Origin of the sequence: Chromobacterium sp. LK11 (assembly GCF_001043705.1) — a bacterium.
GTDB classification, from domain to species: Bacteria; Pseudomonadota; Gammaproteobacteria; order Burkholderiales; family Chromobacteriaceae; genus Chromobacterium; species Chromobacterium alkanivorans.
In genome coordinates this window covers 66,922-93,154 of the sequence record NZ_LDUR01000029.1, presented here as the reverse complement: position 1 = coordinate 93,154, position 26,233 = coordinate 66,922, and the positions used below count along the sequence as shown (strand labels likewise).

The 26,233-nt window shown below is 61.0% G+C and carries 26 protein-coding genes, 1 tRNA gene and 1 riboswitch; of the genes, 15 read left to right on the top strand and 12 right to left on the bottom strand.

Annotated elements, in window-relative coordinates:
* Positions 1 to 21: 21 nt before the first annotated feature.
* Both VK98_RS17470 and VK98_RS23870 read right to left on the bottom strand, forming a co-directional pair.
* The gene (locus VK98_RS17470) at positions 22 to 708 is read right to left on the bottom strand and encodes a DUF1906 domain-containing protein (RefSeq protein ID WP_048415243.1); all 687 of its coding nucleotides are present in this window, start codon (positions 706 to 708) and stop codon (positions 22 to 24) included.
* 80 nt (positions 709 to 788) lie between these two features.
* Positions 789 to 1,115 (bottom strand): hypothetical protein, encoded by a 327-nt coding sequence (locus VK98_RS23870; protein ID WP_156187935.1) that lies wholly within the window; start codon positions 1,113 to 1,115, stop codon positions 789 to 791.
* Between the two features lie 313 nt (positions 1,116 to 1,428).
* Here VK98_RS23870 and hpaR point away from each other — a divergent pair, with 313 nt between their 5' ends.
* Positions 1,429 to 1,878: a homoprotocatechuate degradation operon regulator HpaR gene (gene hpaR / locus VK98_RS17465; protein WP_048415242.1), complete on the top strand. Its 450-nt coding sequence runs from the start codon at positions 1,429 to 1,431 to the stop codon at positions 1,876 to 1,878.
* A gap of 3 nt (positions 1,879 to 1,881) precedes the next feature.
* On the opposite strand, the gene VK98_RS17460 is transcribed toward hpaR, so the two are convergent.
* Positions 1,882 to 2,682 (bottom strand): zinc-dependent peptidase, encoded by an 801-nt coding sequence (locus VK98_RS17460; RefSeq protein WP_082159107.1) that lies wholly within the window; start codon positions 2,680 to 2,682, stop codon positions 1,882 to 1,884.
* A 163-nt stretch (positions 2,683 to 2,845) separates the two neighbouring features.
* On the opposite strand from VK98_RS17460, the gene VK98_RS17455 reads away from it, so the two are divergent.
* From VK98_RS17455 to VK98_RS17410, 10 genes are all read left to right on the top strand, one after another.
* A complete protein-coding gene (locus VK98_RS17455) occupies positions 2,846 to 4,042 on the top strand; it encodes a cation:proton antiporter (protein ID WP_048415241.1) in 1,197 nt (398 codons plus the stop codon).
* A gap of 4 nt (positions 4,043 to 4,046) precedes the next feature.
* Positions 4,047 to 5,180: a YbdK family carboxylate-amine ligase gene (locus VK98_RS17450; RefSeq protein ID WP_048415240.1), complete on the top strand. Its 1,134-nt coding sequence runs from the start codon at positions 4,047 to 4,049 to the stop codon at positions 5,178 to 5,180.
* A gap of 26 nt (positions 5,181 to 5,206) precedes the next feature.
* The gene (nudC, locus tag VK98_RS17445; protein ID WP_048415239.1) at positions 5,207 to 6,022 is read left to right on the top strand and encodes an NAD(+) diphosphatase; all 816 of its coding nucleotides are present in this window, start codon (positions 5,207 to 5,209) and stop codon (positions 6,020 to 6,022) included.
* Between the two features lie 411 nt (positions 6,023 to 6,433).
* On the top strand, positions 6,434 to 7,348 hold the full coding sequence (locus tag VK98_RS17440) for an MBL fold metallo-hydrolase (RefSeq protein WP_197083090.1): 915 nt from the start codon (positions 6,434 to 6,436) through the stop codon (positions 7,346 to 7,348).
* Between the two features lie 27 nt (positions 7,349 to 7,375).
* Positions 7,376 to 7,678: a hypothetical protein gene (locus VK98_RS17435; protein ID WP_048415237.1), complete on the top strand. Its 303-nt coding sequence runs from the start codon at positions 7,376 to 7,378 to the stop codon at positions 7,676 to 7,678.
* Entirely contained in the window at positions 7,675 to 8,505 is an 831-nt protein-coding gene (locus VK98_RS17430) for a DUF692 domain-containing protein (RefSeq protein ID WP_156187933.1), read from the top strand. Before VK98_RS17435 ends, VK98_RS17430 begins: the two co-directional genes overlap by 4 nt.
* 20 nt (positions 8,506 to 8,525) lie before the next feature.
* On the top strand, positions 8,526 to 9,191 hold the full coding sequence (locus tag VK98_RS17425; protein ID WP_053077457.1) for a putative DNA-binding domain-containing protein: 666 nt from the start codon (positions 8,526 to 8,528) through the stop codon (positions 9,189 to 9,191).
* A gap of 30 nt (positions 9,192 to 9,221) precedes the next feature.
* Positions 9,222 to 9,806: a DoxX family protein gene (locus tag VK98_RS17420; protein ID WP_048415235.1), complete on the top strand. Its 585-nt coding sequence runs from the start codon at positions 9,222 to 9,224 to the stop codon at positions 9,804 to 9,806.
* Positions 9,807 to 9,987: 181 nt separating this feature from the next.
* The gene (locus VK98_RS17415) at positions 9,988 to 11,325 is read left to right on the top strand and encodes a cytochrome ubiquinol oxidase subunit I (RefSeq protein ID WP_048415234.1); all 1,338 of its coding nucleotides are present in this window, start codon (positions 9,988 to 9,990) and stop codon (positions 11,323 to 11,325) included.
* Complete coding sequence (locus VK98_RS17410) at positions 11,322 to 12,335, top strand: cytochrome d ubiquinol oxidase subunit II (RefSeq protein ID WP_048415233.1); 1,014 nt, start codon at positions 11,322 to 11,324, stop codon at positions 12,333 to 12,335. Before VK98_RS17415 ends, VK98_RS17410 begins: the two co-directional genes overlap by 4 nt.
* Before the next feature lie 417 nt (positions 12,336 to 12,752).
* Here VK98_RS17410 and VK98_RS17405 read toward each other — a convergent pair whose 3' ends face one another.
* The 3 genes from VK98_RS17405 to VK98_RS17395 all read right to left on the bottom strand — a co-directional run bounded on the left by VK98_RS17405 (position 12,753) and on the right by VK98_RS17395 (position 17,764).
* Positions 12,753 to 13,985 carry a hypothetical protein gene (locus tag VK98_RS17405; RefSeq protein ID WP_197083089.1) on the bottom strand — a complete coding sequence of 411 codons (1,233 nt, stop codon included), beginning with the start codon at positions 13,983 to 13,985 and terminating at the stop codon, positions 12,753 to 12,755.
* A 536-nt stretch (positions 13,986 to 14,521) separates the two neighbouring features.
* Positions 14,522 to 15,595 carry an anthranilate phosphoribosyltransferase gene (gene trpD, locus VK98_RS17400; RefSeq protein ID WP_197083087.1) on the bottom strand — a complete coding sequence of 358 codons (1,074 nt, stop codon included), beginning with the start codon at positions 15,593 to 15,595 and terminating at the stop codon, positions 14,522 to 14,524.
* 18 nt (positions 15,596 to 15,613) lie between these two features.
* Complete coding sequence (locus tag VK98_RS17395) at positions 15,614 to 17,764, bottom strand: NAD(P)-binding protein (RefSeq protein WP_048415341.1); 2,151 nt, start codon at positions 17,762 to 17,764, stop codon at positions 15,614 to 15,616.
* Between the two features lie 116 nt (positions 17,765 to 17,880).
* On the opposite strand from VK98_RS17395, the gene VK98_RS23860 reads away from it, so the two are divergent.
* Entirely contained in the window at positions 17,881 to 18,129 is a 249-nt protein-coding gene (locus VK98_RS23860; protein WP_156187931.1) for a hypothetical protein, read from the top strand.
* Between the two features lie 230 nt (positions 18,130 to 18,359).
* Here VK98_RS23860 and VK98_RS17385 read toward each other — a convergent pair whose 3' ends face one another.
* Both VK98_RS17385 and VK98_RS17380 read right to left on the bottom strand, forming a co-directional pair.
* The gene (locus VK98_RS17385) at positions 18,360 to 19,064 is read right to left on the bottom strand and encodes a B3/4 domain-containing protein (RefSeq protein WP_048415231.1); all 705 of its coding nucleotides are present in this window, start codon (positions 19,062 to 19,064) and stop codon (positions 18,360 to 18,362) included.
* Positions 19,065 to 19,136: 72 nt separating this feature from the next.
* Positions 19,137 to 20,021, bottom strand: a complete 885-nt coding sequence (locus tag VK98_RS17380; protein WP_048415230.1) for a DMT family transporter — start codon at positions 20,019 to 20,021, stop codon at positions 19,137 to 19,139.
* Positions 20,022 to 20,243: 222 nt separating this feature from the next.
* Here VK98_RS17380 and VK98_RS17375 point away from each other — a divergent pair, with 222 nt between their 5' ends.
* The gene (locus tag VK98_RS17375; RefSeq protein WP_369700247.1) at positions 20,244 to 21,104 is read left to right on the top strand and encodes an AraC family transcriptional regulator; all 861 of its coding nucleotides are present in this window, start codon (positions 20,244 to 20,246) and stop codon (positions 21,102 to 21,104) included.
* A 352-nt stretch (positions 21,105 to 21,456) separates the two neighbouring features.
* On the opposite strand, the gene VK98_RS17370 is transcribed toward VK98_RS17375, so the two are convergent.
* Positions 21,457 to 21,532, bottom strand: a tRNA-Thr gene (locus tag VK98_RS17370).
* A gap of 45 nt (positions 21,533 to 21,577) precedes the next feature.
* The gene (locus VK98_RS17365; RefSeq protein WP_197083085.1) at positions 21,578 to 22,036 is read right to left on the bottom strand and encodes a hypothetical protein; all 459 of its coding nucleotides are present in this window, start codon (positions 22,034 to 22,036) and stop codon (positions 21,578 to 21,580) included.
* Positions 22,037 to 22,335: 299 nt separating this feature from the next.
* On the opposite strand from VK98_RS17365, the gene VK98_RS17360 reads away from it, so the two are divergent.
* Entirely contained in the window at positions 22,336 to 23,547 is a 1,212-nt protein-coding gene (locus VK98_RS17360) for a SpoIIE family protein phosphatase (protein ID WP_082159106.1), read from the top strand.
* A gap of 79 nt (positions 23,548 to 23,626) precedes the next feature.
* Positions 23,627 to 24,292: an epoxyqueuosine reductase QueH gene (locus VK98_RS17355; RefSeq protein ID WP_048415228.1), complete on the top strand. Its 666-nt coding sequence runs from the start codon at positions 23,627 to 23,629 to the stop codon at positions 24,290 to 24,292.
* Positions 24,293 to 24,304: 12 nt separating this feature from the next.
* Here VK98_RS17355 and VK98_RS17350 read toward each other — a convergent pair whose 3' ends face one another.
* Together VK98_RS17350 and VK98_RS17345 are read right to left on the bottom strand one after the other, a co-directional pair.
* Positions 24,305 to 25,060 carry a ketol-acid reductoisomerase gene (locus VK98_RS17350; protein ID WP_156187929.1) on the bottom strand — a complete coding sequence of 252 codons (756 nt, stop codon included), beginning with the start codon at positions 25,058 to 25,060 and terminating at the stop codon, positions 24,305 to 24,307.
* Between the two features lie 98 nt (positions 25,061 to 25,158).
* A complete protein-coding gene (locus VK98_RS17345) occupies positions 25,159 to 25,896 on the bottom strand; it encodes a bifunctional 2-polyprenyl-6-hydroxyphenol methylase/3-demethylubiquinol 3-O-methyltransferase UbiG (protein WP_048415226.1) in 738 nt (245 codons plus the stop codon).
* Between the two features lie 92 nt (positions 25,897 to 25,988).
* Positions 25,989 to 26,151: riboswitch (FMN riboswitch) on the bottom strand.
* Positions 26,152 to 26,233 lie beyond the last annotated feature (82 nt).

Below are 26,233 nucleotides of genomic sequence, written 5' to 3'. Positions count from 1 at the left end.
CGGTTGCCGAAGTCTTTGTCGTCAGCCCTGCTCTTCCAAAATCTGCCATTTCACCGTGCCGCCCAGCTGATCGGTTTGCGTCAAGTCGGCGTCGATGCCGATTCCGTTCACCGTTTGAGGCACTAGCGTCTGCACCATTTGATAACCTCGCTGCGGGATGTTCGGCACGCTGCTGCAAGACTGCCAATAATGCTGAAAAGGCAATTCATACAGCTGCGTTCCGCTCAAGCCCGCCGCGGACCCCACATACAGGCCTGGCGCATAAGCCGCGCTGGACACCGCTTCGAACCATTGAGTGCAGTAATCGGCGACATCCTGCCCGGATGCGTCGTCCGCCACGCCTTCCAGATCGCACCAGACGTTTACGCCGGGCAACAGCCCTGCGGCCTGCGCATGCGCGACGGTGTTCTGGCCGTCGCTCTTTCCCATGGCGGCATTGGGCGACCAACCGGGGTCTCTGACATGTTGCACGGCCATCAAGGCCAGGCCCGCGCCAAGAATGTCCTGAGCTTCGCCGGCGGACAAGTCCGCCGCGTAGGCATTGGGGCCCAGCGTCAGATAACGCACGCAAAACCGGTAGCCGGAGGCGGCGAATTGTCGGGCAAGCTCCAGCGACAACGGCGTGTCCGCGTCAAAGCCATGCGCGCCGGTCGGCGCGGCCGCCACGCAAGCGCCGTTCTGTTTGTAAGAGATGGTTGAGTCGCTCATTTCAAGCTCCGCGCAGAAACAACACTCATCAGCATAAGCCAGGCGAAATCTCGCGCAGTGGCCAATGGGAGGGTTGCGTTTCAGTCGTGCGCATTCTCGCCGCTGTTCTGAGGCCTGGCCGCGGGCTTGTGAAAGCAGCTGGGCGGCGGATTGCCTTTGATGGCGGCGCTGTAGATTTTTCTGGCCAGCGCGAAGTCGGACTCGCCGTAACGCGCCGGATCGGCCTTCAGCGCTTGCTCCAGCATATTGGTGAGGTGCGCCCACTCCTTGTCATTTAACGTTACGGTGACGGTATTTGCCCGGTACTTGCGTTGCCGTTCGGCTCCGGACATCGCCAGGCCGGTGACCGGACGACCGCGTTTCTTGCTTGCCGCGGTCGCGGTTTCTTGCAACGGGTCTGCGCTCATCGGATGCCCTCCTCTGCTGGTCTGAGTTCATTATGCGTTACCGTGACGGAAATTCAAAATTATCGTCACCATAACGATAATTGCCCGTGCAAGCGCCCTTCCGCTGGCCGCTTGTGCCCGGCATTTCGCCCTGGATGCATAATAAATTCGAAGTAGATATGGTATTGAGATGCTATTTTTTTTGTTTTTGGATTAAAATTTGGAATAAAGTAAATATGTGACAGGTATTTGCATGGCATTTTATTTGTCGAGTTCGCCCGCTCGGGCGATAACCAGCAACACTGGCTGCGCGCAGCCGGAAGCAACGATCTAAATGACCAACAAAAACATAAAACTACATAATCAACGGCTGCCCCAGCACCTGCTGCGGGCCAGGGAATCGGTGATGGCCTACTTCCGCCCGATCCTCAACCGTTACGGGGTGACAGAGCAACAATGGCGCATTCTGCGAGTGCTGGAGGACTTCGGCGACCAGGAGGCTGGCGTCATTGCGGACCGGGCCTGCATCTTGCCGCCAAGCCTGACCGGCATTCTGGTTCGCATGGAAAAGGCGGGGCTGATTCATCGCCAGCGCGATCATGTGGACAGCCGGCGCCTGATCATTTCAATGTCGCGGGACGGACGCGAACTGATTCAACAAATCTCCCCGCTGGCGGAAGACTGTTATCGGCAGATTGAAAGCCATCTGGGTCAGGAAAAACTGACGCAATTGCTGGGCCTGCTGGATGACCTGGAGAAACTGCCGGCGCCGCGCGCCGGCTGATGATCAGGACTCCGGACCCGGGGCGGTCTCCGCTTCGGGTTCGGGCAGCCTTTGCGCCGGGTCCTGGCGGTAAAACAAGACAAGCTGCTCGTACAACTCAGGGCAATCCAGCTTGAGATGGTGCGGCAGTTCGAAAAAGGCTTCGCTCAACACGGCGAAGAACTCCGCGGGGTTCTCCGCCGCGTACGGGTCCAGCCAGCCGGGATCGATGCCGCGGTCCAGCATGCGGCACAATAGACGATAACCCTGGGACCAGACGCGGCTCCATTGCGCCTGCTTCATGCCCTTGTGCAAGGGCGGCGAGCCGTTGGCCGGACCGTTGAGCATGTCCAGCTTGTGCGCCACTTCATGGATCACCACATTCCAACCGTCCAATTGCTCGGAGGCGCGCGCGTCCGGCAGCGACAGCACCACCGGGCCGTCCTGACGCGCCTGGCCGATCAGCACGCTCTCGCTTTCATGCTGCAAGCCTATGCCGTCCATCCAGATGTCGCGCGCGACAAACGGCGACGGGTACAGCACCACGTCGTTCCAGCCGCTCAAGGCGGCCTTGCCCAGATTCATCGCGGGCAGCGCCATTTGCAAAGCCACGCTGGCGCAGGCGCGGGCGCCTAGCCTTACCCCGTCCTGACCGGAAAAGCTTTTGCTGCGCAACACCCAGGCCGCCAGTTCGATCAAGCGCGCCAACTCCGCTTCGTTCAGCCCGGCCAGCAGCGGCATGCGCGCGGCCTGCTCCCGCAGCGCGGCCATCGTTTCCGGAGCGGTTTTGCCGGACAGCGCGCGGCGAATCCACTCAATCACCATGAACTCTCGTCCCGTTTTATCGTCTCTCATACTCTGAGGGCGATTTTGCGCATTTCAATGCGCGCCCTTTCCGATCCGTCGCAAGACGTCAACATTCCGCTTTCGCTGCGCCGGCCCAAGCCGGCGCGACAGTCAAAATCATAAAATAAACGGGGGAATCATCATGAGCCTGCCTTGGCAAACGCTGGCGCTCAATCCTTTGGCGGCATTCGGCGTGCTGTTGTCGCTGGGGGTGATAGGCGGCCAGATCGCGGTGCGGGTGGCGCGGCTGCCCGCCATCGTCGGCTATGTGCTGACCGGCTTGCTGATCGGCCCGCACAGCCTGCGCCTGCTGGACGAGCAACTCTTGCAGCAAGCGTCCATTTTCGTGCACCTGGCCTTGGGCATCGCGCTGTTTGAGGCCGGGCGCCGCGTGGATCTGCGCTGGCTGCGGGTGGAGCGCACCCTGCTGCTGACCACGCTGTTCTATTGCCTGTTGACCTTGCTCGGCCTGTTCGCCGCCTTGCAGCTGTTCGGCCTGGGTCTGGCGGCCAGCCTGATGCTGGCGGCGCTGGGAGTGGCCACTTCGCCGGTGGTCACGCTGGAGATCGTGCGGGAATCGAACGCGGACGGCCAGGTCAGCGAACGCCTGCTGGTGGCCACCGCTTTGTCCAATCTGCTGGCGCTGCCCTGCTTCGCGCTGGCCTTGTCTTACGGACACTTGTCCGGCAACAACGGGGTGGAAAGCGGCATCCTGCTGCCGGGCTGGCTGACGCTGGCCTCCTGTGCCTTGGGCCTGCTGGCCGGCCTGGCGGCGATCCAGCTGAACCGCTGGCTGGGCGGCAGGCAGCGCGAAGCGCAGAAAGTCATGCTGTTCGGCTTGATCGCGCTGGTGGTCGGGGTGGCGGACATGCTGCAGGTCTTGCCGTCGCTGGCCTTGCTGACGGCTGGCCTGGCCACGCGCAACCTCAAGCACGGCCATACCGTGACCGAACGCGGCATCATGTCGTCCGCCCATATCTTTACCGTGGCCTTCTTCGTGGCCGCCGGCGCGCAACTGGCGCCGCAGTCGCTGGCGCAGTTCTGGCCGGTGGCCGTGGCCTGCCTGCTGTTGCGCACCGGCGTCGCCGTGCTGATCTGGTGGCTGGCGGCCGGCGCCAACGGCCTGCCCAAACGCCACGGCGCCTGCCTGGGGCTGGCGCTTAACTCCTGGTCCGGCGGCACCTCGCTGCTGATGAGCCTGGGCGCCATTTCCCTGGGCACGGCCGCGGGCGACTTCAGCGGGGTGATGATGGCGGTCCTGGTGATCAATGAATTGTGCGCGCCGGTGCTGACCCGCCTGGCCTTGAAGCTGGCCGGCGAAACCCGGCCGCAGGAGTGAGACGATGCTGGAATTCAACCGCAGTCAGCCGCTGACCTTGGGGGTGGAGCTGGAGCTGATGATTCTCAATCGGCGCGATTACGATTTGACCCGCGGCTCGGACGATTTGCTGTTGCAGGTGAATCGCCAACAGCACGGTTTCGACATCAAGCCGGAAATCACCCAGGGCATGATAGAAATCGGCACCGCCGTGCACAGCGACGTCAACAAGATGCTGGAGGAGATTCTGGCCATCCGCGAGCTGCTGGTCAGCAGCGCGCGCAAATTGAACCTGGGCCTGGCCGGCGGCGGCTCGCATCCGTTTCAGCACTGGGACGAGCAGCGCATCTATCCCAAGGAGCGCTACCACCTGGTGTCCGAGCTGTACGGCTATCTGGCCAAGCAGTTCACCGTTTACGGCCAGCACATCCACATCGGCTGCCCGGACGGCGACAGCGCGGTGCGGCTGACCCATTATCTGGCGCGCTATATACCGCACTTCATCGCGCTGTCCGCGTCCTCGCCGTTCTACCAGGGGGTGGACACGCTGTTCCAGACCTCGAGGCTGACCAGCGTCAACGCCTTCCCGCTGTCCGGCTGCATGCCTTGCGTCAACAACTGGGCGCAATTCAACGACTATTTCCGGCGCATGGCCAATCTGGGCATTGTCGCCAGCATGAAGGACTTCTACTGGGACATCCGTCCCAAGCCGGAATACGGCACGGTGGAAATCCGCATCTGCGACACGCCGCTGTCGGTGGAAACCCCGGTGTTGCTGGCGGCTTACGCGCAGATGCTGGCGCACCGCTGCCTGGGCGAACGCCAGGACGAGGTGTGCCAGGAACATTACCTGACCTATAGCTACAACCGCTTTCAGGCCTGCCGCTTCGGTTTTGACGGCATGTTGGTGGATGCCGGCAACAATAGCCAGATCGGGCTGCAGGAGGACTTGCTCAATACGCTGAATCAACTGGAGCCGCAGGCCGAGGCGCTGGGCAATCAGGCGCAGCTGGCCGCCCTGCGCCAGCGGGTGCTGAAGCGGCAATCGGACAGCGCCTGGCTGCGCCAGGTGTTCGACGACAGCGGCTCTTTGTCCGAAGTTGTGCGGCGGCAAAGCGAACACTGGATGTACGCGGCGCCGGGAGTGGGCGTAAACTGAGCGGCTCAAACCTCAGCCAAGCCGCCATGCCATTCGACCTGCCCGTCCTGCCCGACCCCGCGCTGCCTGCCCGCTACTGCATTTTCGAAGGGCCAAAGATCCTGTTGCTGGACCAGGCCTTGCCGGACGAGCGCGCGCGCGGCTGGCCCTTGTCCCAGCAACTGTTCATCGGCGTTCACGACGGCCACAATCTCTATCTGGCGGAACTGGTGGGCGCGCCGCCAGCCGGCTGCGACTGGCTGGCCCTGCGGCCGGCCCTGCTCAGCCTGCCTTCCGGGCTGACCCCCGCCATCGCCCGCGCCGCGCAGATCCGCCAATTCCAGCGCACTCATCGTTATTGCGGCCGTTGCGCCGGACCCTTGGTGCAACGGCCGGACGACAGCGGCAAACGTTGCTCCAGCTGCGGACAGCTCTATTATCCCAAGCTGTCGCCGGCGATGATGGTGGCGATCCACCGCGGCCGCCAGCTGTTGCTGGCGCGCAGCCCCCATTTTGCCCCCGGCGTCTACAGCGCGCTGGCCGGCTTTGTCGAGCCCGGAGAAACGCTGGAGGAGTGCGTGCACCGCGAAGCCTTCGAAGAAGTGGGCGTGCGCATCAAGAACCTGCGTTATGTCTGCTCGCAATCCTGGCCCTTCCCTCATTCGCTGATGCTGGGCTTTACCGCCGAGTACGACAGCGGCGAGATTCTGCCGCAGGAAGGCGAGATCGAAGACGCCGGCTGGTTCGACATCGACGCCCTGCCGCTAACGCCGACGCCCATTTCCATCGCCTATCAATTGCTGAATCACACCGTGGCCTGGTTGCGCGAGCAGGATGATCTGCCGCGACCCGGTCTTGTCTAGATCTAGCGCCAAATTAAGATAGCCGGAAGCCGTCTGGCAGCCGGCTTCTTGCCTCTATCGAAGCAAACCCCTGCTTCGCAAGCGGCCCCTCGGTCGCTCGCCCGCTGCGCGCCAAGGCATCGCCTTGGCGACGCCGCCCTCCTCTTTTTCTCCTGTCTTCATATCCTCAAGCGCCGCGCTGACGTCCGTCTCTTTATATAAATTTTTCTACTCATATACATAAATACAAAAAGTAATACTGATATTCGAGCGGTGATAAGCTAGGGTCATTGCTACAGACAAAGCGACCCAATCTCTCCCAATGGCTGGAGATTTCGCAAATTCAATGAAATACGGCGCCGATAACGCAAATGGCCTCCTCCCTCAGGTCGAATCGCCGCGCCGCACAAGGAGTGCAAAATGAAAATCCGCATGCTTGCCTTATCCCTCATGCTGGCCTGCGCCGCAGGCGCCGCCCTCGCCAGTCCGACCCAATGCGAAAACAAGGACTACTCGTTGCAATTGCTGGGCTCTGGCGGGCCGATCTCCGATGACGGCCGCGCCTCGTCGGCCTCGCTGATCTGGTGGAAAAACAAGCCGGTGGCGATGATAGACGCCGGCGGCGGCGCCTTCCTGCGCTTCGGCCAATCCGGCGCGCGCCTGGAAGACGTGCGCTTCATCGGCCTCACCCACTTCCACACCGACCATGTATCCGATCTGCCGGCGCTGCTCAAGGGCAGCTACTTTTTCAGCTCGCCCCGCGCCATCGAGATGTCCGGCCCAAGCGCCGGAGCCGGCTTTCCCAGCCTGAGCGGTTTCATGAACGCCCAGTTCAACGCCAAGAGCGGCGCTTACGCCTATCTGTCGGGCATCTACTCCGGCCAGGGCGACATTCCGCTGAAGGTGTCGCTGTCCAATGTGGACTACCGCAAGACCACGCCGACCAAGGTCTATGAAAAAGACGGCGTCAGCATCAGCGCGCTCGGCATTCCGCACGGCGACGTGCCCTGCCTGGCTTATCGCATCGACACCAAGGACGGCAGCATCGTCGTCTCCGCCGACCAGAACGGCAGCAACCCGCACTTCCTCGACTTCGCCAAGAACGCGGACATCCTGGTGATGCCGCTCGCCATCGACGAGCAGGCGGACCCCGCCTCCGCCTTCCTGCACGCCAAACCGTCCGCCGTCGGCCGCATCGCCGCCGCGGTGAAGCCCAAGCAGCTGGTGCTCAACCATTTCATGGGCAAGGGCCTGCGGCTCAAGGAGCAATCAATCTCCATCGTCCGCCGCTACTACAAAGGCCCGATCCACGCCAGCCGCGACCTTTCATGTTTCCCGGTGCATTGAGCGCCGTCACCCCGAAGGAGACCCGTCATGAAAAAACAGATCATTCTTTCCATCGCCATGACATCCTTGCTCGGCCTGAGCGCCGAAACCGCGCTGGCGGCGGAAGCCAGCCAGCCGGCGCAAGCGGTGAAAAGCCAAAGCGGCCACGGCGGCAAATGCGCCAGCGGCAAGTGCGGCACGGTGAAGATGTATGAAAAAGCCCATCTCAAGCACGACCCGCAAGACCAGCTGGTGCGCGCCCGCGACGGCAAGTGCGGCAAGACCGGCCAGGGCGTCCATGCCGACAAAGCCGGCAACAGCAAAATGGTGGAGGGGGTATGCGGACAATGAATCAGCGAGCCGTCGGCGTGGGGCTGCGCGCCGAACATGCTCAATGGCTGGCCGATCACGACCCGCAGCCTGAAATCGACTTCCTGGAAATCACGCTGGAAAACTGGATGGATGTCGGCGGCCGCAAACGCGAGCAGTTGGACCGTCTGGCGGAGAAATACCCGCTGATCGCGCACGGGCTCAGCCTGTCTATAGGCGACGAACTGCCGCTGGACGCGGACTATCTCCAGCGCGCCAAACGCTTTCTCGACCGCTATCGCATCCGCCTGCACAGCGACCACCTCAGCTACTCCCGCGACCGGCAAGGCTATCTGTACGAATTGCTGCCGATTCCGCGCGACGAGGCGGCCGCAACGCGCATCGCCGCCAAGATCCGCCAGGTTCAGGACACGCTGGAACGGACGCTGATCCTGGAAAACATCAGTTATTACCACGCCCACCCCGGCCAGATGGCGGAGGCGGACTTCATCCGCGCCGTCGTGGAACAAAGCGGCTGCCAATTGCTGCTGGACATCAACAACGTCTACGTCAACGCCTGCAATCACGGCTACGACCCGCGGCGCTTCATCGCCGACTTGCCGTCCAGCGCCATCCGCTACTTCCACATCGCCGGCCACTGGCGCCGCGACGACGGCATGTTGATCGACACCCACGGCGCGGCCGTGTGCGAGGAGGTTCTGGAGCTGGCCCGCTACACCGTGGCGCGGCACGGCTCCCACCCGCTGCTGCTGGAGCGGGACAACAGCATGCCGCCGTGGCGGGAGCTGTGCGCCGAAGCCGCCGAGCTGCGGCGGCGCATTCACCAGCCGGCGACCCAGGCCGCCTGAGCGCGGCAAAGGAGAAGAACATGAACGCGACATCGGACATCGAAACCTTCTGCCGGCGGCTGCGAGACGCTCCGGCGGCCTTGGACGAGCGCTCCATCGAGCTTTACCGCCAGTTTCTACGCGGCAATATAGAAGAAGTGCTGAGCCACGTTTTTCCCCTGTTCTGCGCCAGGCTGCCGGCGGCGGAGCTGCAACGGCGCATCGACGAGTTTCTGACGGAACACGCGTCGTCCAGCCCGGAATTCCACCACATCGCCACCGAGTTTCTCTGCTTCTCCCAACCGCGTCTGCCCGACGATCTGCGGCAATGCCTGGAATACGAATGGCTGCTCTTCAGCGTGGAAATAGACGACGCCGTCGTGACGCCGCCCTCCGCAAGCGCGTTGACGGACCACTCCGTCGTCTCGCTCAACCCCACGCTGGCCTGCATTGAGGTTCGGCTGGATTTCGCCGGGCTGGCTGGCCCCTTCGCCGTCTTCCGCGATTCCAGCCATAGGGTGATCCAGAAGCCGCTGACCGGTTTCGATCGCTGGCTGCTGGAAAAGCTGCAAACGCCCTGCCGCTATCCCGCGCTGCGGGCCGAGGCTCCAGCAGACGCTGTGCCGGCCTGGCTGAACGAAGCCGCCGCCATCGGCTTGATACACATAGGCGACGCCCGCGCGTCGTCGCCGGCCGACGGCGCCTGACGCCGGCCGCCCAATTCAAGGAGTACGAAAATGATTGCCAAGATAATGAATGGTTTCGACCGGGCGCTTGCCGCCTGCAAGCAATACGACTTCATCGCCCTGCTGGGGATCCGGCTCTACCTGCTGCCGGTGATCTATGTCGGCGCCCACTCCAAGGTGGTCGGCTTCAGCGAGGCGGTGAACTGGTTCGGCGCGCCGGCCAGCGAGGGCGGCTTGGGCTTGCCCTTCCCTGTCCTGTTCGCCTTCCTGGCCGCGGCCACCGAGGTGCTGGGCCTGGTCTGCATCGCGCTGGGGCTGTTCACCCGCGTGATGGCCATCCCGATGATGGTGCTGATGAGCGCGGCCAGCGCCATGGTGCACCTGCCGCGCGGCTGGCTGGCCATCGCCGCCAAGGACATGGAGTCCAGCCAGCGGCTGGCCGGCTTCCTGTCCTGGCTGGCTGAGAACTTCCCGGGCCGGTACAACTACATCACCGAGCTGGGCGACCCGGTCATTCTGAACAACGGGATGGAGTTCGCCGCCACCTACTTCGTCATGCTGCTGGTACTGTTCTTCTACGGCGGCGGCCGCTACGTCAGCTTGGATTACTGGCTGCGCAAACGCTACGCCGCTTAGACCCGCTGACAAAACCCCTGGTCCTGCGCCGCGCCGACTTGCCGCGCTCAAGTGTGGCCTGCGTCGGCGCGCCTTGCCTCAGCCGTGAAACTGACCGCGTTGCGCCGCCCTGTCCCGCGGCGGCGAGCCCAGTCTTTTTCATCGCCGCAGAACGCCCCTCCCAACTCTTCTGGAGCCTCTCATGAACGGATTCGACGCGCTGACGCTGGCGCGAATGCAATTCGGCGCCAATATCAGCTTTCACATTCTTTTCCCCAGCATCAATGTGGCGCTGGGCTGGCTGCTGCTGTTCTTCAAGCTGCGCTACGCCGCGAGCGGCCGGCAAGGCTGGATGGACGCCTACCACTTCTGGATCAAGGTGTTCGCGCTGTCCTTCGCCTTGGGCGTGGTCAGCGGCGCCACCATGAGCTTTCAGTTCGGCACCAACTGGCCCGGCTTCATGCGCGTGGCCGGCAATATCGCCGGGCCGTTGCTGTCCTATGAAATCCTGACCGCCTTCTTCCTGGAGGCCACCTTCCTCGGCGTGATGCTGTTCGGCCGCCCCCGGCTGTCCGAGCGCGCCCACACCGCGGCCACCTTGCTGGTGGCCTTCGGCAACACCTTGTCCACCTTCTGGATCCTGACGCTGAACTCATGGATGCAGACGCCCGCGGGCTTCAAAATGGTGGACGGCCACGCGGTGGTGACCAGCTGGCTGCAAGTCATCTTCAACCCCTCCGCGCCCTATCGTTTCGCCCACATGCTGATCGCCTCCGGCCTCACCGCGGCCTTCCTGCTGGCCGGCCTGTCCGCCTATCGCAAATTGCGCGGCGACAACGGAGCGGGCAACCGGCTGGCCTTGAAAACCGGCGTCTATCTCACCGCGCTGCTGATCCCCCTGCAATTTGTCGCCGGCGACCTGCACGGCCTGAAAACGCGTGAAGTCCAGCCGGCCAAGCTGGCGGCCATGGAAGGCGTCTGGCGCACGGAGAAGGCCGTGCCGCTGCTGCTGTTCGCCCTGCCTAACGAAGCGACTCGCAGCAACGACTACGCGCTGGGCATCCCCCATCTGGCCAGCCTGATCCTGACTCACCACCCGGATGGGGAAATCAAGGGCTTGGACGCCTTTCCCCAGCACCCGCCGGTGGCCAAAGTGTTCTGGTCCTTCCGCGCCATGGTCGGCGTGGGCGTCTTGATGCTATTGACGGCCTGGCTGGCCGCCTGGCGCTTGAAAAAACGCGGCAGGCTGTCAAAACCCTTGTTGCGTGTCCTGGTCGCCATGACTTTCTCCGGCTGGGTCGCCACGCTGGCAGGCTGGTACGTCAGCGAGATGGGGCGCCAGCCCTGGCTGGTCAACGGCGTGCTGACCACCTCCCAGGCCGCCGGCCACGCCAGCTCCGCCATGCTGATGTCCAGTCTGGGCATGTATCTGGCGCTCTACGCGGTCTTGGTGGCCAGCTATGTGGCCGTGCTGTTCCACATGGCGGGCAAGGCCGCCGCCGCTAACCGGACAACGCGTTTAGAGGAGAAACGGATATGAGCGCGAGCTACTGCCTGCCCATCGTCTTTGCCGGACTGTTGACGCTGGCGATGCTGATTTATGTGATTCTGGACGGCTACGATCTGGGCATCGGCATGCTGCTGCCCAAGGCCGCGCGTCCGGACAAGAACCGGATGATCGCCTGCATCGGACCGTTCTGGGACGCCAACGAAACCTGGTTGGTGCTGGGGATAGGCCTGTTGCTGGCCGCCTTTCCCGCTGCCAACGAAGCGGTGTCCGCCGAACTGTACCTGCCCCTGGCGCTAATGCTGGGCGGCCTGATCGTGCGCGGCGTGGCTTTCGACTTCCGCGTCAAGGCGCATGACCCGCACCAGCCCTGGTGGGATGCGGCCTTTTTCGCCGGCTCCTTGCTGGCCTCGGCCATGCAAGGCCTGATGCTGGGCCGCTATCTGACCGGTTTCGCCGCCGGCGTCGAGGCCTGGGCCTTCGCCTGCTTGAGCGCCGTCGGCCTGTGTTGCGCCTATGTGCTGCTGGGCGCCAGCTGGCTCATTCTCAAAACCGGCGGAAGCCTGCAGGCGCGCGCCTACGCCTGGGCCCGCAGCGCGCTGTTCGGCGCCGCCGGCTCGGTGGCGCTGGTTTCCATCGCCACGCCGCTGGCCAGCCCCGCCATCTGCGCAAAATGGTTCGCCCTGCCCCGTACGCTGATGCTGCTGCCCCTGCCGCTCGGCACCGCCTTCCTGTTCGGCCTGCTCTGCTGGCTGTTGCCTAGGCTTGCGGCCAGGCAGGCGCGAGGCGACGACCGCTACTGCTGGCTTCCCTTCGCCCTGTGCGTCGGCATCGTCCTGCTGTCGTTCTGGGGGCTGGCTTACAGCGTGTTTCCGGACATCGTCATCGGGCGGATGTCGATCTGGCAGGCCGCCAGCGACGCCGAAGCGCTATGGGCGATTCTGGCGGTCGCCATCGTGGTCTTGCCCCTGGTGCTGGCTTACACCGGCTTTGTCTACCACCTCTTTCGCGGCAAGGCGGCGGATGAGTTGAGCTATCACTGAAAGGCCGTTTACGCTTTCTCAAACAAGGCAAGATCTCGGCGCAATGACATGGATGACTGGCCAAGGGGGCAAGGCCAGGGCTCTAAAAGGACAGCGACCTGCGTCGCCGGCCTTTTGGTCAGAGCGAGCGAGCGGACTGCCCGCCTATAACAGGCAGTAGCTGGCACCCTCATGTCAGCCTCCTGTTATGACCATGACCCCCGGCCAGGCTTGGCTGGGGGCTTTTTATTTCCTTGTGCCTGTTCAAAGTCTCGCGGGCAAGGGCGAGACAAGGCGAAAACTAGCGAAAAAGCGGAGTGCGCCCCTTTCTATCCCTCTCGCCAAAACGCAGCAGACATTGTTGAGCAGGTTCTTAGAATGGCGACAGCCACGAGCGTCGCCACGCCAGAGTCAAGGTCTCCGGGATGGAGCGATATCCTACATGGCAGAGAGTGGTTGACGCTCGGGCAGCAGATTTCGCCACTTGTCCGATTCTTCGCCCGGTTTGGTCACCAGGTACGCGTGACGATCCTGTGCCACCAGAACTTCGCCAGCCGGTGGCACATTCAGGAACTCCATGTGTTGGGTGGCACAATAGGCCCCCACATCGAGGATTAGTAAATAATCTCCCTCTTTTACCGTTGCGGGAACGGCCACCTCACCCGGCAGGATGTAGTCGTTTCGCAGGAGCGTGCGCCCCCGAATCTTCGCACTACCGGAGCCTGAATAGTCGGCAATTTCTTGGAAACTGGCATCCAGAAATGCCGTGTTGTGGGCTCGCTTGCGTAGCTGGGCAGATGGCATGAGCATGCGAGAGCCATCCGTCACAACGATATCGCCATTCGAGTGGTTCACAATATTTCGCTTGATGCCTGTAAGCAGGACACCCGCATCCGCCAGTATGTCACGGGCTGGCTCGAACAGAAACTTGACCGTCTCGGATATCCGCATCTCGACGGCAAGATCGCGGATGGCCGAGAAATATGTTTCCCAGTCGAAATGCTTCTCAGTTTCGGTCCACAGATCGTAGTCGAATCCATGACCACCCGCGAAGTTGATGGACTTGGCCGTCGGGAAGTGTTCAACGAATATCTGGAATATTCGCCGCACGATATTGATCATATCCTGAAGCGAATTCCCGCTACCACAGTAGACCTCGAAACACTCCAGTGTTCGGCCGCTCGCGGACAGCATTTCAGCGAGCGCCCCCAACTGCTCGACCTTGATTCCCGGCTTGTCAGAGCGCAGGCTGTCAATCCGAGCGCTTATGGTAGGTACGTTTTGCTGAATGGCAAAAGCTATTTCATCCAGGCTGGCGAGAAACACCGGATATCCCTTGGAGCTCCAATAGCTCAACTCCTGGTTGGATACATGGCCGGGCGAAATGATAAACCTGTCTAGCCCGTATTTCTTTACCAATTTATACTCATTAGGCATTTGAAGCAGAATCCCCGCGCCCTCATCGTAAAGCGGCTTCACCACATGTGGATTCGCGTTAGGGAAGAACGGAACGAATATGGAAACACGACCATTTAGGCCAGCTGCTCGATAGGCTGCTTTGACCCGCCTAATGTTCTTGATAAGCTGGGCTTCGCTGTAGATGAAGACGGGGGTCCCGGCTCGCGCGCAAATTTCGGCCAAGTTGACGGTTGAAATCCAATGATGGGCCAAATGTATATTCGGGTGCGCTGAGTTGCTCCCTGTTACCGTGCATGTTGGCATGGCTCTCCTCCCGCATAATGACAAAGAAATCAAAGTTGTTTGGAAAGAAGGGTGTTGGGCTATGGAGAAGTGATTGATCGGATGGTTTGCCCAGTGTCAGATGCCCGCATCAGCCGCTCGCCGATGAGAAAACCTTTGAACCCACACAGGAGTCCTCAATCTCGCTGGAAGTACGACCCTCGCTCACAACGACGCAATGTGGGTGAAGCGTCCTGAACCGCCGCTCAAACACCCGCTCAACTGTGAAGTCGAAGAGTTTGCGATTGTTAACGCCAACCAGTCGGGCGTTCATGGCCACGACACGCTCGGCCTCGCTCGTCACGAGCTTTGACCAATACTCTCATTGCGAGCTGGATAGCGATCGCTACTAACTCCAGAGCCGGTAGGTCGCCTACAAGCATCGCCAATATCAAGTAGAATGCAGCCGGCATTCATCGCTTGCATCTCTAAGAAATATCGCATTCAGCGATATCCATATCACCGGGCTACGAAGAGAGCGCCTGGTGGACAGGCTCCCTCCGGTGAGAAACTTCAATCAGGCGCTGCAGGCACAGAAGCGCTTTGCCCTCATCAATCGATGTGCAAGCCAAACTCATGGCATCAAGCCAATCCTCGGCCTCCCCTGCTGCAATCAACGCCCCAGCTGCATTGAGCAGTGCTATATCTCGATAGGGGCCAGGCTTCCCCTCAAGTACATCCCGCAGCGCATCGGCATTAACTTGTGGGTCGCCACCTTTCAATGCCTCGGGCCTCTCTCGTGACAAGCCGGCCATCTCGGGGGTGATTATGAAGTCGCTGAGCCGGCCGTTGACGACCATCGATGCGAAAGTTGGGCCGGTTGTGGTGATTTCGTCAAGTCCATCGGCACCATGGACAACGAGAACCCGCTCAGACCCAAGCTCGGCCAGTGCCTGTGCCAGAGGACGAACCCAGCTTCGGGAATAGACCCCGACCAGATGACGTTTGACACCCGCCGGATTAAGCAATGGGCCGAGAATATTGAAGATGGTTCTCGTTCCAAGATCCACGCGGACCGACATCACTCGTTTGAGAGCAGGGTGGTGCGCTGGTGCGAACATGAAACCAATGCCGGCCTCGGTAATGCAGCGCTCAATATCTTCCGGCGCTAGGTCCAGATTGACACCAAGCGACTGTAAGACATCGGCGGCACCTGATTGCGAAGAGAATGCCCGGTTACCCTGTTTGGCCACCCGGACTCCCGCGCCTGCCACGATAAGCGACGCGCAGGTGGAAACGTTGTAGGTCCCCGCGTTGTCACCACCTGTGCCTAGTATGTCCATCGTCCCAGCCGGTGCGCTCAGCCTTACCATGTGAGCCCGCATCGCCAAAGCCGCGCCAACGATTTCCTCAATCGTCTCGCCCCGCATGCGCAATGCAATCAGCATTGCCCCGATCTGAGCATGGCTTGCCTCTCCAGACACAATGCTGTCGATCACGGCAATTGTCTCGTACCGACTTAAAGTGCCCCAAGAAGCGAGATGACTGATCTTCAACTTTAGATCACGCGTAATGGCTTCTTTTGTGGTGTGATTTGGCAATCGACCTCCCTGTTTTTGTCAGGTAACATCCGAAATTTCCCGCGTAGGCCTCTCCCATTGACCTGGCGCCGTGGCGATCTGCTGGTCCCAGTCCAGAGCAACACTTTCCCGCCGGAATGGAGGACCGTCGTACAGGCGGTTGTCGAGAGTCCGGGCAAACAGGTGACCAGAAAAGACCGCTGCGGCGATCGTGCCGGGTGCATAGCAATCACCAATTCGTACTACGCGGCGCTTAACACCGTCCATTTCATTCCTGGCCGGAAGCTGCGCTTCAATCTCGCGATACAGATCATCATTCGGCATTTGCGACGTCACCAAAACGACCGCGTCAGCCGGTAGGGTCCGCTTTCGTTCCGTGAAGACACAGGAGATTACGACGCCATCAGACGAGATGTGATCCAGCCGATGCGACACGTGTACGCTTCCGCAAAGCTCGATCAGTCTTTTCTGGATTCGAGGTTGTTCCCCCGTGTTGAGCGTGAACGCCGAGACGAGACTCTCTGGTGTCACGAAATCCACTATGCCTCCTTGAGCGACAATCAACTCGCCGATAACCCCGCCCATGTAATTGTGATCGTCATCAAAGATGACCACGCGCCCGCCAGGCACCCTCCCGGCCATCACTTCGTCCGGTGTAAACACCGGTAGTCGGCCCAGACCGTCTATGGGTGTCGAATGCGAGCGGCCCAGACCATCGACGCGCCAGTGTGCTCCCGTTGCGATGGCAATCAGATCGCAACCCGTTTCCAGCGCAGTACTTGCCGAAATAGGGTTATCCGGCAACACGAGAACGTTCGGATTCTTGCGTAACTGTCCAAGGCGCCAGTCGGCGACACGGCGCCATGCATGCAAGCCTGGTAGGCTCGCCTCTGTCAGCGCCCGCCCGCCAAGATTCCGACTCTTCTCGGCCAGGATCGTCTCGTAGCCGCGGCGGCCCAGCCAGAGTGCGGCTTCGAGGCCTGCAGGCCCCGCCCCAACGACCAGCACTTTGTGCTCGCTGTCCTTCGGCAGAATCACCTCCGGATGCCAGTCCCTGCGCCACTCCTCTCCCATGGATGCATTCTGGGTGCAACGCAATGGAACGCTAAGCTTGTCTGATGCAACGCAGATATTGCACCCGATGCATTCACGAATATCGTCAAACGCCCCAGTCCTGATCTTCTCGGGAAGAAATGGGTCGGCAATAGAGGGGCGAGCAGCTCCGATAAAGTCTAGCTTTCCTGTCGAGATCAGGGAGAGCATGTGATCGGGCGATGTATACCGGCCTACGCCGACCACCGGCTTGCCAGTCACCTGTTTGACGAAGCTGACATAGCGATCCTGGAAACCTTCGTCACTGAAACGCGAGGTTTGTCCATCATTACTAAATGGGCCAAGGTTCACGTCCCATAGGTCCGGCAAGTCCGCCAGCATCTCAACGACATCGCGGCCCTCCCCTTCGCAGGAAAGACCGAAGGGCCCGGCAAGCTCATCCACACTAAACCGCAGGGAAACTGCGCAGCTGTCACCGACGGCATCCTTCGTGTCCAGTATTAGTTCGCGTAACAGGCGCACCCTGTTTTCGAGGCTGCCTCCGTACTCGTCTGTTCTGCGATTATGGCGTCGTGACAGGAAATGGACCGGAAGGGTCATGTCATGGCCGGCATAAATATAGATGATGTCGAACCCGGCTAGCCTGGCGTTCAGCGCTGCCTTGCGGTGCCAACGGCGGACATCCCGAATGTCGCTTTTGCCCATCTCCCGCGCAGTCACAGGAGCGGTTCCCCTAGTTGGAGTAAGAGAGGGCGCAAATGGAATCGCTCGCGTTTCCAGATTGGTGACATGAAAGCCGTTGTGCGCCAACTCAACACCAGCCAGCGCCCCATATTTGTGAATTTGGTCAGCTGCCTTGGCGAGAATGGGGATGTCGCGAGCATCCCAAAGCCGGAGTTCACGCGGGTGACAGCTGGAATAGTGAATATCGCACTGCTCTGTACAGACAACACCCCAGCCACCTTCCGCTTTGACCCCCCGCATGCGGGCCATTGCGCTTGGATGCATGCGGTTCATGCCGTTGCAGTGTGGGACCTGATAGAAACGGTTCTTAGCCACGACAGGCCCGATTCGCAGCGGTTCAAAAAGCGGTGCATAGCGGCTCACGTGCGGCTCAATCGGGATAAGCGTATTCATTGCGGGCCCCATGGACTAGCGCCAAATGTCGTGCGACCAGCCTGGAAATGCGTTATTCCATGCGTAATCGGCTGCGAGAAGTCCAAGGGCATATCTAGCGATGGAGTGGATATGCCGTGATCAACATTGTGGCATGCCTCAATCCGTGGCGGCGCATCAGCCCGAAGAAAACCGCTTTTCTGGTGCTTATTGCTGATGTTGACCTGGATGTAGACGACCAGATTGCAACCTTGCCTTTTCGTCTCCTCCGCAAGTGCTTGGGTCAGCTTCGCTCTCCTCACGGACTCGATGGCGTTGAATGGCTCGACGGCTTGGCGCGTCTTGTTCGGCTGCAACACCTCGATCGAGTTGAATTCCACTCCTGAAATTGGCGGCACAAAGGGGGGCACTTGGCTGCTGCTTCCTGAACCCGGTTCTCGCCAAAGATGCTCAGCCCCAGACCAATGCTCCTCTGCATATAGGCTGCTGCCACAGTTTTCGATGCGGTGACCCGCGTCACCGCATCCTGATTTCGACCATGAGCAATTGTCGCTTCCCAAATATCCTTCTTGATCCGCTCAATGTTCGCCGCAAGTGAGAGTTCCATACCTTCTTTCTAAAAACCGTGCGTGAACTCAAAACGTCGACGGGAGCTCGTCAACATGTCTTCTTCCGTGATCGTGACTCCCAGCTCCGTTGCCCGGGCAGCGATGCGCTCTCGCAAAGCCCGCAGGTCTTCCCATGCCTGGCAGTGGAGAGCTTCGGCAACAATCAGCACCGTGTCCGAGGCGTTGGAGACCACCGCTTCCGCCCCTTGCCGGAATACCCAGCGGCGAGAGTGGGCGTGGTTGCCCTCGTCAGCGAAAATAATCTCGCCCGCCGCGGGTCGCTCGATCTCGCCTTGACAGGTTCGGTGGGCTTCCAGCCCGCTTGCGGGCCGTACGACGATGCCGCCGGAAATACGGGTACAGTCAAAAGCCGCAATCGGAATGGCAGCATGCATGGACTCCGCGTTGAGCGCGTCCACAAGCGGGTGGAAGCTCGGCAGATCCCGATCCTTGCGAAAGCGACGCAAGAGCGCCTCGGCTGCGCAGCGATACTGTGTGGGCTTCATGCCCATCTCAGCATAGGCCTGGCGCCATGCCTGGATGGACGGCAACTCGCCCTCCGGCTTCGCTCCCAGCGCAGCGGCAACCTTCGCAAGCGTGTCGTCGAGAACGCCGACCTTACGCTCAGCAGACCGCACTTGTCGAACGACCAGGACCAGGGCCACCAATTCCGGGAATCGATCCCACACTTCGTCGGAGTGATTGAAGTACATGTTTCGCAATTCGCCTTTGTGTTGTCATGTGCCTGAGATGCGTGAGCGGCGGCCAGGGGCAATGACTCGCCGTCAAGCCAGCGACTTCGGTTTGGCTTGTATCGGGAATGTGAGGACGAGAATGGCGAGAATAACGGCGGCCACGCCAAGGGCCTGCACCAATCTGATCTGTTCGCCGAGTACCAGCGCGGCAAGCACAACCGCCGTCAGCGGTGCGACCGCGGTAAATGTCGCAGCCTCACTCCCGCTCACCCGCGCAACTCCGCCGTACCACAACAAAAAGCCGCCGACCGTGGGCACCAGTGCGTACCAGACGACTGCTGCGATCGCTGCGGCGCTGGGTGCGGCAACCGGCAGTTCGAGGAAGGCAACGGGCAGCGACACCAGCAGGCCCAATCCCGTCATCGTCGTGGCCTGCAGCAATGGCTTGAGTGGCACCGGCATGCGCTTGTTGAGCAGAATGAACGCACTCTCGCACACGACAGCTCCCAGGATGTAGAGCATGCCGGTCAACGACGATGCCCTACCGCCTTTCCACCCTACTGCCATCACCCCGAGGGTGGCGAACAATACGCTGATCAGCAAGCGTAGTCCCGGTCGTTCGCCAAGCACTATCACCGAGAAGAGCGCGGAGACTGCCGGCAGCGTGCCAATGATCACGCCCGCATCAGCCGCAGGAAGATAAGAGAGGCCAGTGATAAGCAGGGTCGTATAGCCAACGCTGCCAGCACCCGCCTGAAGCAATATCAACCCCCAATCGCAACGAGCAAGCTTTGGCCAGCGCTCGCGCTGCAGGAAGATCAGCAATAGCAACACGGGCAAAGCGAAGGCAAAGCGAAGCGCGGTCGCCAGGAACGGCGGCATGCTTCCCGCTATGAGTTTGGAGGCGATCACGGTCGAGCCGACGGTCATCATGGCCAACGACATTAACAAGTATCCGAGCGTGCGGCTTGTCACCCCTCCCCCTTCCGACGTAGGTCAATACATATAATCCCCGTATTTAAAAGGAACTCGGAAAAATAGTCTTGAACGTTATTGCTCCATAGCGCTTTCCGAAAATCGCCATGTGTCGTATAGAAATGCAATACTCTTGGAACACGATGGTGCGTAGGAGATGATCTGCATCAAGTCGATAATGCTGGTTCAAACGCGTGCAGAAAACGCCTTCATTGCACCTCGATGAAGGGAGGTATCGAAACAATGGCCCGAGGAGACACCAAGAGGCAGTTCAAAGCCGGAGTGTGCGGACAATCTGGGGTGGTTGCAGTAGAGGCGACTTCCAGCCGTTCGTTCAGTCGGCACACACATGACCAGTTCGGCATAGGAGTGGTCATGCGCGGCGCTCAGGACTCTGCGAGCGGTCGCGGGGAAGTGCGCGCCACGCCCGGCAACATGATCACGGTCAATCCAAATGAGGTTCACGACGGTAGGCCCGTCGCAGGGAAAGCGCGTGAGTGGCGCATGCTCTATCTGGACCCTGAACTGATTGCGCAAACCGCCAAGGCCATGGGGTATAGCGTGGGTGTGGAATTCATCCACCCAGTTCTCCAGCATCCGTCAGCCGTAACGGCATTCGGACGCCTCTACGCCGCTCTTACCAGGCCTGGTCAGGAACCATGGCATGAGATCCTGGAACAGGAGCTCTTTCAGATTTTGCCCCCGCTCTTGGGAGACGCACGGTCCACTCATGTCGAGCTACTATCGAAGGAGTTGTCGAGAGCCAAGGAGCGCATCGACGCTCACCCGGAAATCCCTGTCTCGCTCGCCGAGCTTGCTGCCGAAGCAGGGTTGAGCCGTTTCCACTTTCTTCGCATATTCAAGGCTGCGATGCATCTGCCGCCGCACGCCTATCGTCTTCAGCGTCAACTGCAGATGGCGCGCCGCCTGATCATGACTGGCCATTCGCTTCTCCAGGCGTCTTACCTCGCGGGCTTCGCGGATCAAAGCCATTTGACTCGTCATTTCATATCGAATTACGGACTGACGCCGGGATCGCTCTCTCACTCCCTGCGCACGCAGCATTTGTCAGTCACCGAGTAAGTCGCAATGATTGATTGGAGTAATGCGGCCAGCCGGATCAAAATTTACAATATTAACTCTTGAATTCGCACATATTCAAGTTAACCCTGCTTGAGCAGATGTCAAAACCGCTAGGGCATGCCGATTGCAAGAAAATCCATGAAAATGACTAAACAGAGCGGCAGGACGAGATCCAAGACGGTAAACGACGGCTTGGCGAAACAATGGACGGGTTTTGGGTATGCTAGAAACGCGGTACTGGATGGCGTTTTGTAAGGGATAAAGGTGGGATGTATTAGACATTGCTGTCTAATATTTTTCCTGAAAAGCATCAAGGGCTTACAGAAATAAATCTGTAAGCCCTTGATTTTATTGGTGCCGGCGGCAGGAATCGAACTCGCGACCCCCTGATTACAAGTCAGGTGCTCTACCAACTGAGCTACACCGGCGAAGAGAGGCGTATTATGTCGCGCCTCAATCGCTTTGGCAAGCCGTCAACCCGCCTTTTTCGACGCTTTTTTATGCGTCTTTTTGGCCTGTTTGCTTACCGTTTTGTTTTTGCTGGATTTTTTGGCGCTTGCCTTATGCGGCGCGCGTTTCGCGGCTTTGGCCGCGTGGCGGGGCTTTTTGGCCGTTGATTTCTTGAGCGCCGATTTTTTAGTCGCCGGCTTGACGGCCGCCTTGCCGTGACGCGCTTGCTTGGCGCTGATGACCTTGGCTTGGCGCTTGCCCTGCTTGGCGGATTTCGCCTTGGCCTTGGTCTTGGCCTTGGTCTTGGCTTGGCGCGCCGGCTTGGCTTGCTGGCTGGCGCGTACGGGCTCGGCTTGCTGAATGGTTTTGACCGGAGCGGCCTTGCGCGCGGGCTTGCTCGCCGGCGCCATCTGCACATCGCCGGGCAGAGGCATGTCTTCGGGTTCGGCCAGGCTGGCCGGGCTGATCAACGCCAGGCTCAAAGCCAGCGCAATGGTGTGCGTCGCGAATTTCATGATCGGGGGTCTGATGCTCTCTGGGATGAAACGGGCCGCGCGCGTTGCGCCGCCAAAACCCGCATACTAGCACGGTGTTTCCCGCGCCTTGGCGGAAATTGATCGCCGCGGGCTAAGTCCGATCCGCGACGTTGACTGATTTTTATTGCCGCAGTGCGCCATTGCCCCTTCTCATATGCTATACCCACAGTGAGATGCCAATGTAATGGATTATTGGCACCTATGCTCCGCTTGCTTTCCCTTTCCTGACACGTTACGGAAACCGCATGCCTCAGCCTAAAATTTTGTTGGTGGACGACAGCGCCACCAATAGCTTGATGGTCCGCACTTTCGTTGAAGACCTGGGTTATCGGTGCGATCTCGCCGGCAACGGCCGGGAGGCCGTCGCCATGTGCAAGGAAGTCGGCTACGACCTGATCCTGATGGACATCATCATGCCGGTGATGAACGGGCTGCAAGCCACGATGGAGTTGCGGACCCTGTTCGGCGAGCACTGGGTTCCCATCATCTTCCTGACCGGCTTGAGCCAGCAGCAAGACCTGATCGAGGGCCTCAAGGCCGGCGGCGACGACTACCTGACCAAGCCGGTCAGCCCGGATCTATTGACGGCCAAGATCCAGGTGTTCCTGCGCATCGCCCAGATGCAGCGGCAGATCAACCAGGACGCGGTGCGACTGGAGCGTTACTTCCTCGACAACGAGCGCGAGCAAAGCTACGCGCTGGAATTGATCGAGCGCCTGAACCGGCAACAGCTGGAGCTGCCGTCCCATGTCTGGCGCCATCTGCGCCCCGCCTCTCAGTTCAACGGCGACCTGGTCTGCTACGCCCGCGCCGGGGACCGGGAATACCTGATGCTGGCCGATTGCACCGGCCACGGCCTGACCGCGGCCATCAGCGCAATTCCGGCGGTGGAATGCTTTTACGACCTGGCGCAGACTCAGGCGGCGCTGGGCGACATCGCCGCGGCCATTAACGACAAGCTGCATCGCCTGCTGCCCTTCGGCCGCTTCGTCGCCGGCATCCTCATCGCGATCGACGCCGCCGCCCAATGCGTGCAGGTCTGGAACGGCGGGATTCCCTGCGCGCTGATGTTTGATCCGCAAGGCCGCAAGATCAAGCAATTCCGTTCCGAGCACCCTCCTCTGGGAATTTTGGCGGCGCGGCAGTTCGACCGTTCGCTGGAGACCAGCATGCTGAAACCGGAGCATGCACTGGTCGTCTGCTCGGACGGCATCACCGAGGCCCAGGCGGACAATGGCCAGATGTTCGGCCTTGACGGAGTGATCAAGGCGGTGGAGACCGGCTGGCCTGGCCGGATCGGCAATACTGTATTGCAGGCGCTGCAGCGGCATCGTCAGAACGAAGCCATCCTGGACGACGCGTCCTTGCTGGTGGTGCACGCGCCATCGCTTAAAAACAAGCAAGGGGCCGACATGGGTTGCGTCGACCCAAGCCGCTCCCGCTGGCACGACGCCTGATCTCAGCCCCGGTTTCGTCTTGATTCGAGATTGAGATGGCAACATAATCTGCCGTTTTCATAAATTGGAGCGAATCCGGATGACGCCGACCTTAGAGCGCAAGCCCCTGCCCTTGCCCGGCGGCCATGACAAGGTGTTGCTGCACTCCTGCTGCGCACCCTGCTCCGGCGAAGTGATGGAGGCCATGCAGGCTTCCGGCATCGACTTCACCATTTTCTTCTACAACCCCAACATCCACCCGCAGAAAGAGTACGAACTGCGCAAGAACGAGAACATCCGTTTCGCCGAACAGTTCGGCATCCCCTTCGTGGACGCGGATTACGACCGCGACAACTGGTTCGAACGCGCCAAGGGCATGGAAAACGAACCGGAGCGCGGCGTTCGCTGCACCATGTGCTTCGACATGCGCTTCGAACGCACCGCCCTGTACGCGCACGAGCATGGTTTTCCGGTGATTACCAGTTCGCTGGGCATTTCGCGCTGGAAGAATATGCAGCAGATCAACGACTGCGGCGTGCGCGCGGCCGCGCGCTATCCCGGCCTGATCTATTGGGAATACAACTGGCGCAAGGGCGGCGGCTCCGCGCGGATGATAGAAATCAGCAAGCGCGAACAGTTTTACCAGCAGGAATATTGCGGCTGCGCCTATTCCCTGCGCGACAGCAACCGCCAGCGCCGCGAAGCCGGCCGCGCGCCCATCCGCCTCGGCGTCAAATACTACGGCGACGAAGACGAGCAGGCCTGAAGCGTCCCCGCCTCATTGCTCTATCTCGCGCGCATAGCGCGCCAGCGCCTGCAAAAGCTGGGCGAAGCGATGCGCGGCCAGGTTGCCGTCCGAGGGCGTGAGCCAGGTGCTGCTGATTTCCAGCTGGATGGCGGGAACGCCCAAGCCCGCGGCGAACTTGGCGATGGTCTGGTGCTTGGACGCGGCGAAGTAGTTGTCGGAGACGTTCAACAGTCCCTGCTGCCTCAGGTTTTGCTCCAGCTTTTGCAGCAAATCCGGCTTGCCCAAGAGCGAAGCTCCGTTCAGGGTGCCGAAGTCCACGTCGTAAGGCCGGTAGGGATGGCTGCCGTGCAGATCCAGCACCAATAACGGACGCCGTTTGGCGACCAGCGCCGCCAGCTTGCGCTTGAAGTCGTTGTCGTCCTCGTAATTGGGGTCGGACGGCGAAGCGCGGGTGGTGTAGATCGCGGTGACGCCGGCCAGTTGGTGCAACATCGCCGCCAGGGCCGCGGTGCCGCCGCCGTCGGAGAAGCGGTATTGTCCTTCACGAAACGGACTGGAGGCGTGCGGCGCGGTCACGATGACGGGCCGCTCGCCTTCCAGCACCGCGAACCACGGCTCGCCGTTTTGCGGCGGCCTGCCCTTGGCCTCGTCCGCCTGCCGTTGCAGCTTGATGGCCTCGACGATGTGGGCCGGTTCGATGATGGCCCGCGCCGGCGGCGACTTGCCGACGGCGGGCGCCGTCGACAGCGCCAGGACCAGGATGCCCAATGCCAGTTTGCTTCCCACCGCCCCTCCCCGTTTCGGTGACCACGGGCCGCATGCCCGGTCTTTGCTGGACCGAGCCGGCGCAGCTTGGTTCTGCACGCCAGCCCGGCAAGGCAATGCTAAAGTATGGGCTTGAGCGCAGTGAGCAGCAGCAGGGCCGGACGCCGCGCATGCAGCCGCAATCCTTCTTGGCGCGCCAGCGCCCGCTCGTCCGGCGCGGGTTCGCCCAGATGCAGCAACTGGAATCCGGCGCCCAGCAAGCCGGCCACATAGCTTTCCACCGTGCGATGGTGCTTGATCACGCCGTCGACGAACCAGCGGGTTTCGCGCGCGTCCTGCCGGAAATAGCCGTCCAGCGTCCAGTGCGCCTGCCGCCCGGCCTCGTCCAGCGCCCAGCCCCGCGGGCTTGCGGTGCAAATCGGGTGCTCCACCGTCAGCGCGAACACGCCGCCGGGCTTCAGCGCGGCGAACACGCGCGCCGCCACGGCGGCGTAATCCGCCACGTAATGCAAGGCCAGTGAAGACACCGCCAGATCATAGGCCTCGGCGGATGGCTGAAAGTCCTCGATGGCCGCGCACTGGTATTGGATGGCTTGATCCTGGGTGCGCGCCCGCGCCTGCTCCAGCATGCGTTCGGACAAATCCACCGCGGTGACGCCGGCCGCGCCCTGGGCGTGCGCCCAGCGGGCGAAATCGCCGAAACCGCAGCCCAGGTCCAGCACCTCGGCGCCGGTCAGCGGCGGCAGCGCGCCGCGCAAGGCGGGTTGCTCCAAGGCGCCGTTCAAGCCCGTGTCGCTGTCGCGCAAGGCCTGGTATTGGGAGAAAAAGACCGGATGGTCGTAAATGTTTTGCTGCATTTGGAGGCTCCGTAAAGACTTAAAGGAAGCGCTCCAGGGCGGCGCGCGGCCATGCCGACGCGCAAAAGCGCGCCAGGCTCTCACGGCATGGCGCGCGTCTTCTCTCATCCGGACTCTCACCGTCGGCTTCGGCTTCGCACCGAATCTGCTGACCCGCGCGTCGTGGCTACGACTGCGCGGCGCTCGCGGGCTCGCCGCCGGCAAACGCCGCGGCATACCGCCGGTGGGGAATTTCACCCCGCCCTGAAGACCGGCACAGCATAAAGGCCCCGGAGAAGTTGGACAAGCCCCGGCCCATCGCGCATAGTCTGCGCATTCCAATTGCAATGGAGCGATG

What these genes read in the sequence shown, in the direction of transcription:
- VK98_RS17430 (WP_156187933.1), top strand. Translation starts at nt 7,675, where the DNA reads ATGAATCAGCGAGCCGTCGGCGTGGGGCTGCGCGCCGAACATGCTCAA.
- VK98_RS17375 (WP_369700247.1), top strand. Translation starts at nt 20,244, where the DNA reads ATGAAGGGAGGTATCGAAACAATGGCCCGAGGAGACACCAAGAGGCAG.
- VK98_RS17360 (WP_082159106.1), top strand. Translation starts at nt 22,336, where the DNA reads ATGCCTCAGCCTAAAATTTTGTTGGTGGACGACAGCGCCACCAATAGC.
- VK98_RS17355 (WP_048415228.1), top strand. Translation starts at nt 23,627, where the DNA reads ATGACGCCGACCTTAGAGCGCAAGCCCCTGCCCTTGCCCGGCGGCCAT.
- VK98_RS17455 (WP_048415241.1), top strand. Translation starts at nt 2,846, where the DNA reads ATGAGCCTGCCTTGGCAAACGCTGGCGCTCAATCCTTTGGCGGCATTC.
- VK98_RS17385 (WP_048415231.1), bottom strand. Translation starts at nt 19,064, where the DNA reads ATGTACTTCAATCACTCCGACGAAGTGTGGGATCGATTCCCGGAATTG.
- VK98_RS17425 (WP_053077457.1), top strand. Translation starts at nt 8,526, where the DNA reads ATGAACGCGACATCGGACATCGAAACCTTCTGCCGGCGGCTGCGAGAC.
- hpaR (WP_048415242.1), top strand. Translation starts at nt 1,429, where the DNA reads ATGACCAACAAAAACATAAAACTACATAATCAACGGCTGCCCCAGCAC.
- VK98_RS17395 (WP_048415341.1), bottom strand. Translation starts at nt 17,764, where the DNA reads ATGAATACGCTTATCCCGATTGAGCCGCACGTGAGCCGCTATGCACCG.
- VK98_RS17420 (WP_048415235.1), top strand. Translation starts at nt 9,222, where the DNA reads ATGATTGCCAAGATAATGAATGGTTTCGACCGGGCGCTTGCCGCCTGC.
- VK98_RS17450 (WP_048415240.1), top strand. Translation starts at nt 4,047, where the DNA reads ATGCTGGAATTCAACCGCAGTCAGCCGCTGACCTTGGGGGTGGAGCTG.
- VK98_RS17415 (WP_048415234.1), top strand. Translation starts at nt 9,988, where the DNA reads ATGAACGGATTCGACGCGCTGACGCTGGCGCGAATGCAATTCGGCGCC.
- VK98_RS17440 (WP_197083090.1), top strand. Translation starts at nt 6,434, where the DNA reads ATGCTTGCCTTATCCCTCATGCTGGCCTGCGCCGCAGGCGCCGCCCTC.
- nudC (WP_048415239.1), top strand. Translation starts at nt 5,207, where the DNA reads ATGCCATTCGACCTGCCCGTCCTGCCCGACCCCGCGCTGCCTGCCCGC.
- VK98_RS17460 (WP_082159107.1), bottom strand. Translation starts at nt 2,682, where the DNA reads ATGGTGATTGAGTGGATTCGCCGCGCGCTGTCCGGCAAAACCGCTCCG.
- VK98_RS17410 (WP_048415233.1), top strand. Translation starts at nt 11,322, where the DNA reads ATGAGCGCGAGCTACTGCCTGCCCATCGTCTTTGCCGGACTGTTGACG.
- VK98_RS23870 (WP_156187935.1), bottom strand. Translation starts at nt 1,115, where the DNA reads ATGAGCGCAGACCCGTTGCAAGAAACCGCGACCGCGGCAAGCAAGAAA.
- VK98_RS17435 (WP_048415237.1), top strand. Translation starts at nt 7,376, where the DNA reads ATGAAAAAACAGATCATTCTTTCCATCGCCATGACATCCTTGCTCGGC.
- VK98_RS17470 (WP_048415243.1), bottom strand. Translation starts at nt 708, where the DNA reads ATGAGCGACTCAACCATCTCTTACAAACAGAACGGCGCTTGCGTGGCG.
- VK98_RS17345 (WP_048415226.1), bottom strand. Translation starts at nt 25,896, where the DNA reads ATGCAGCAAAACATTTACGACCATCCGGTCTTTTTCTCCCAATACCAG.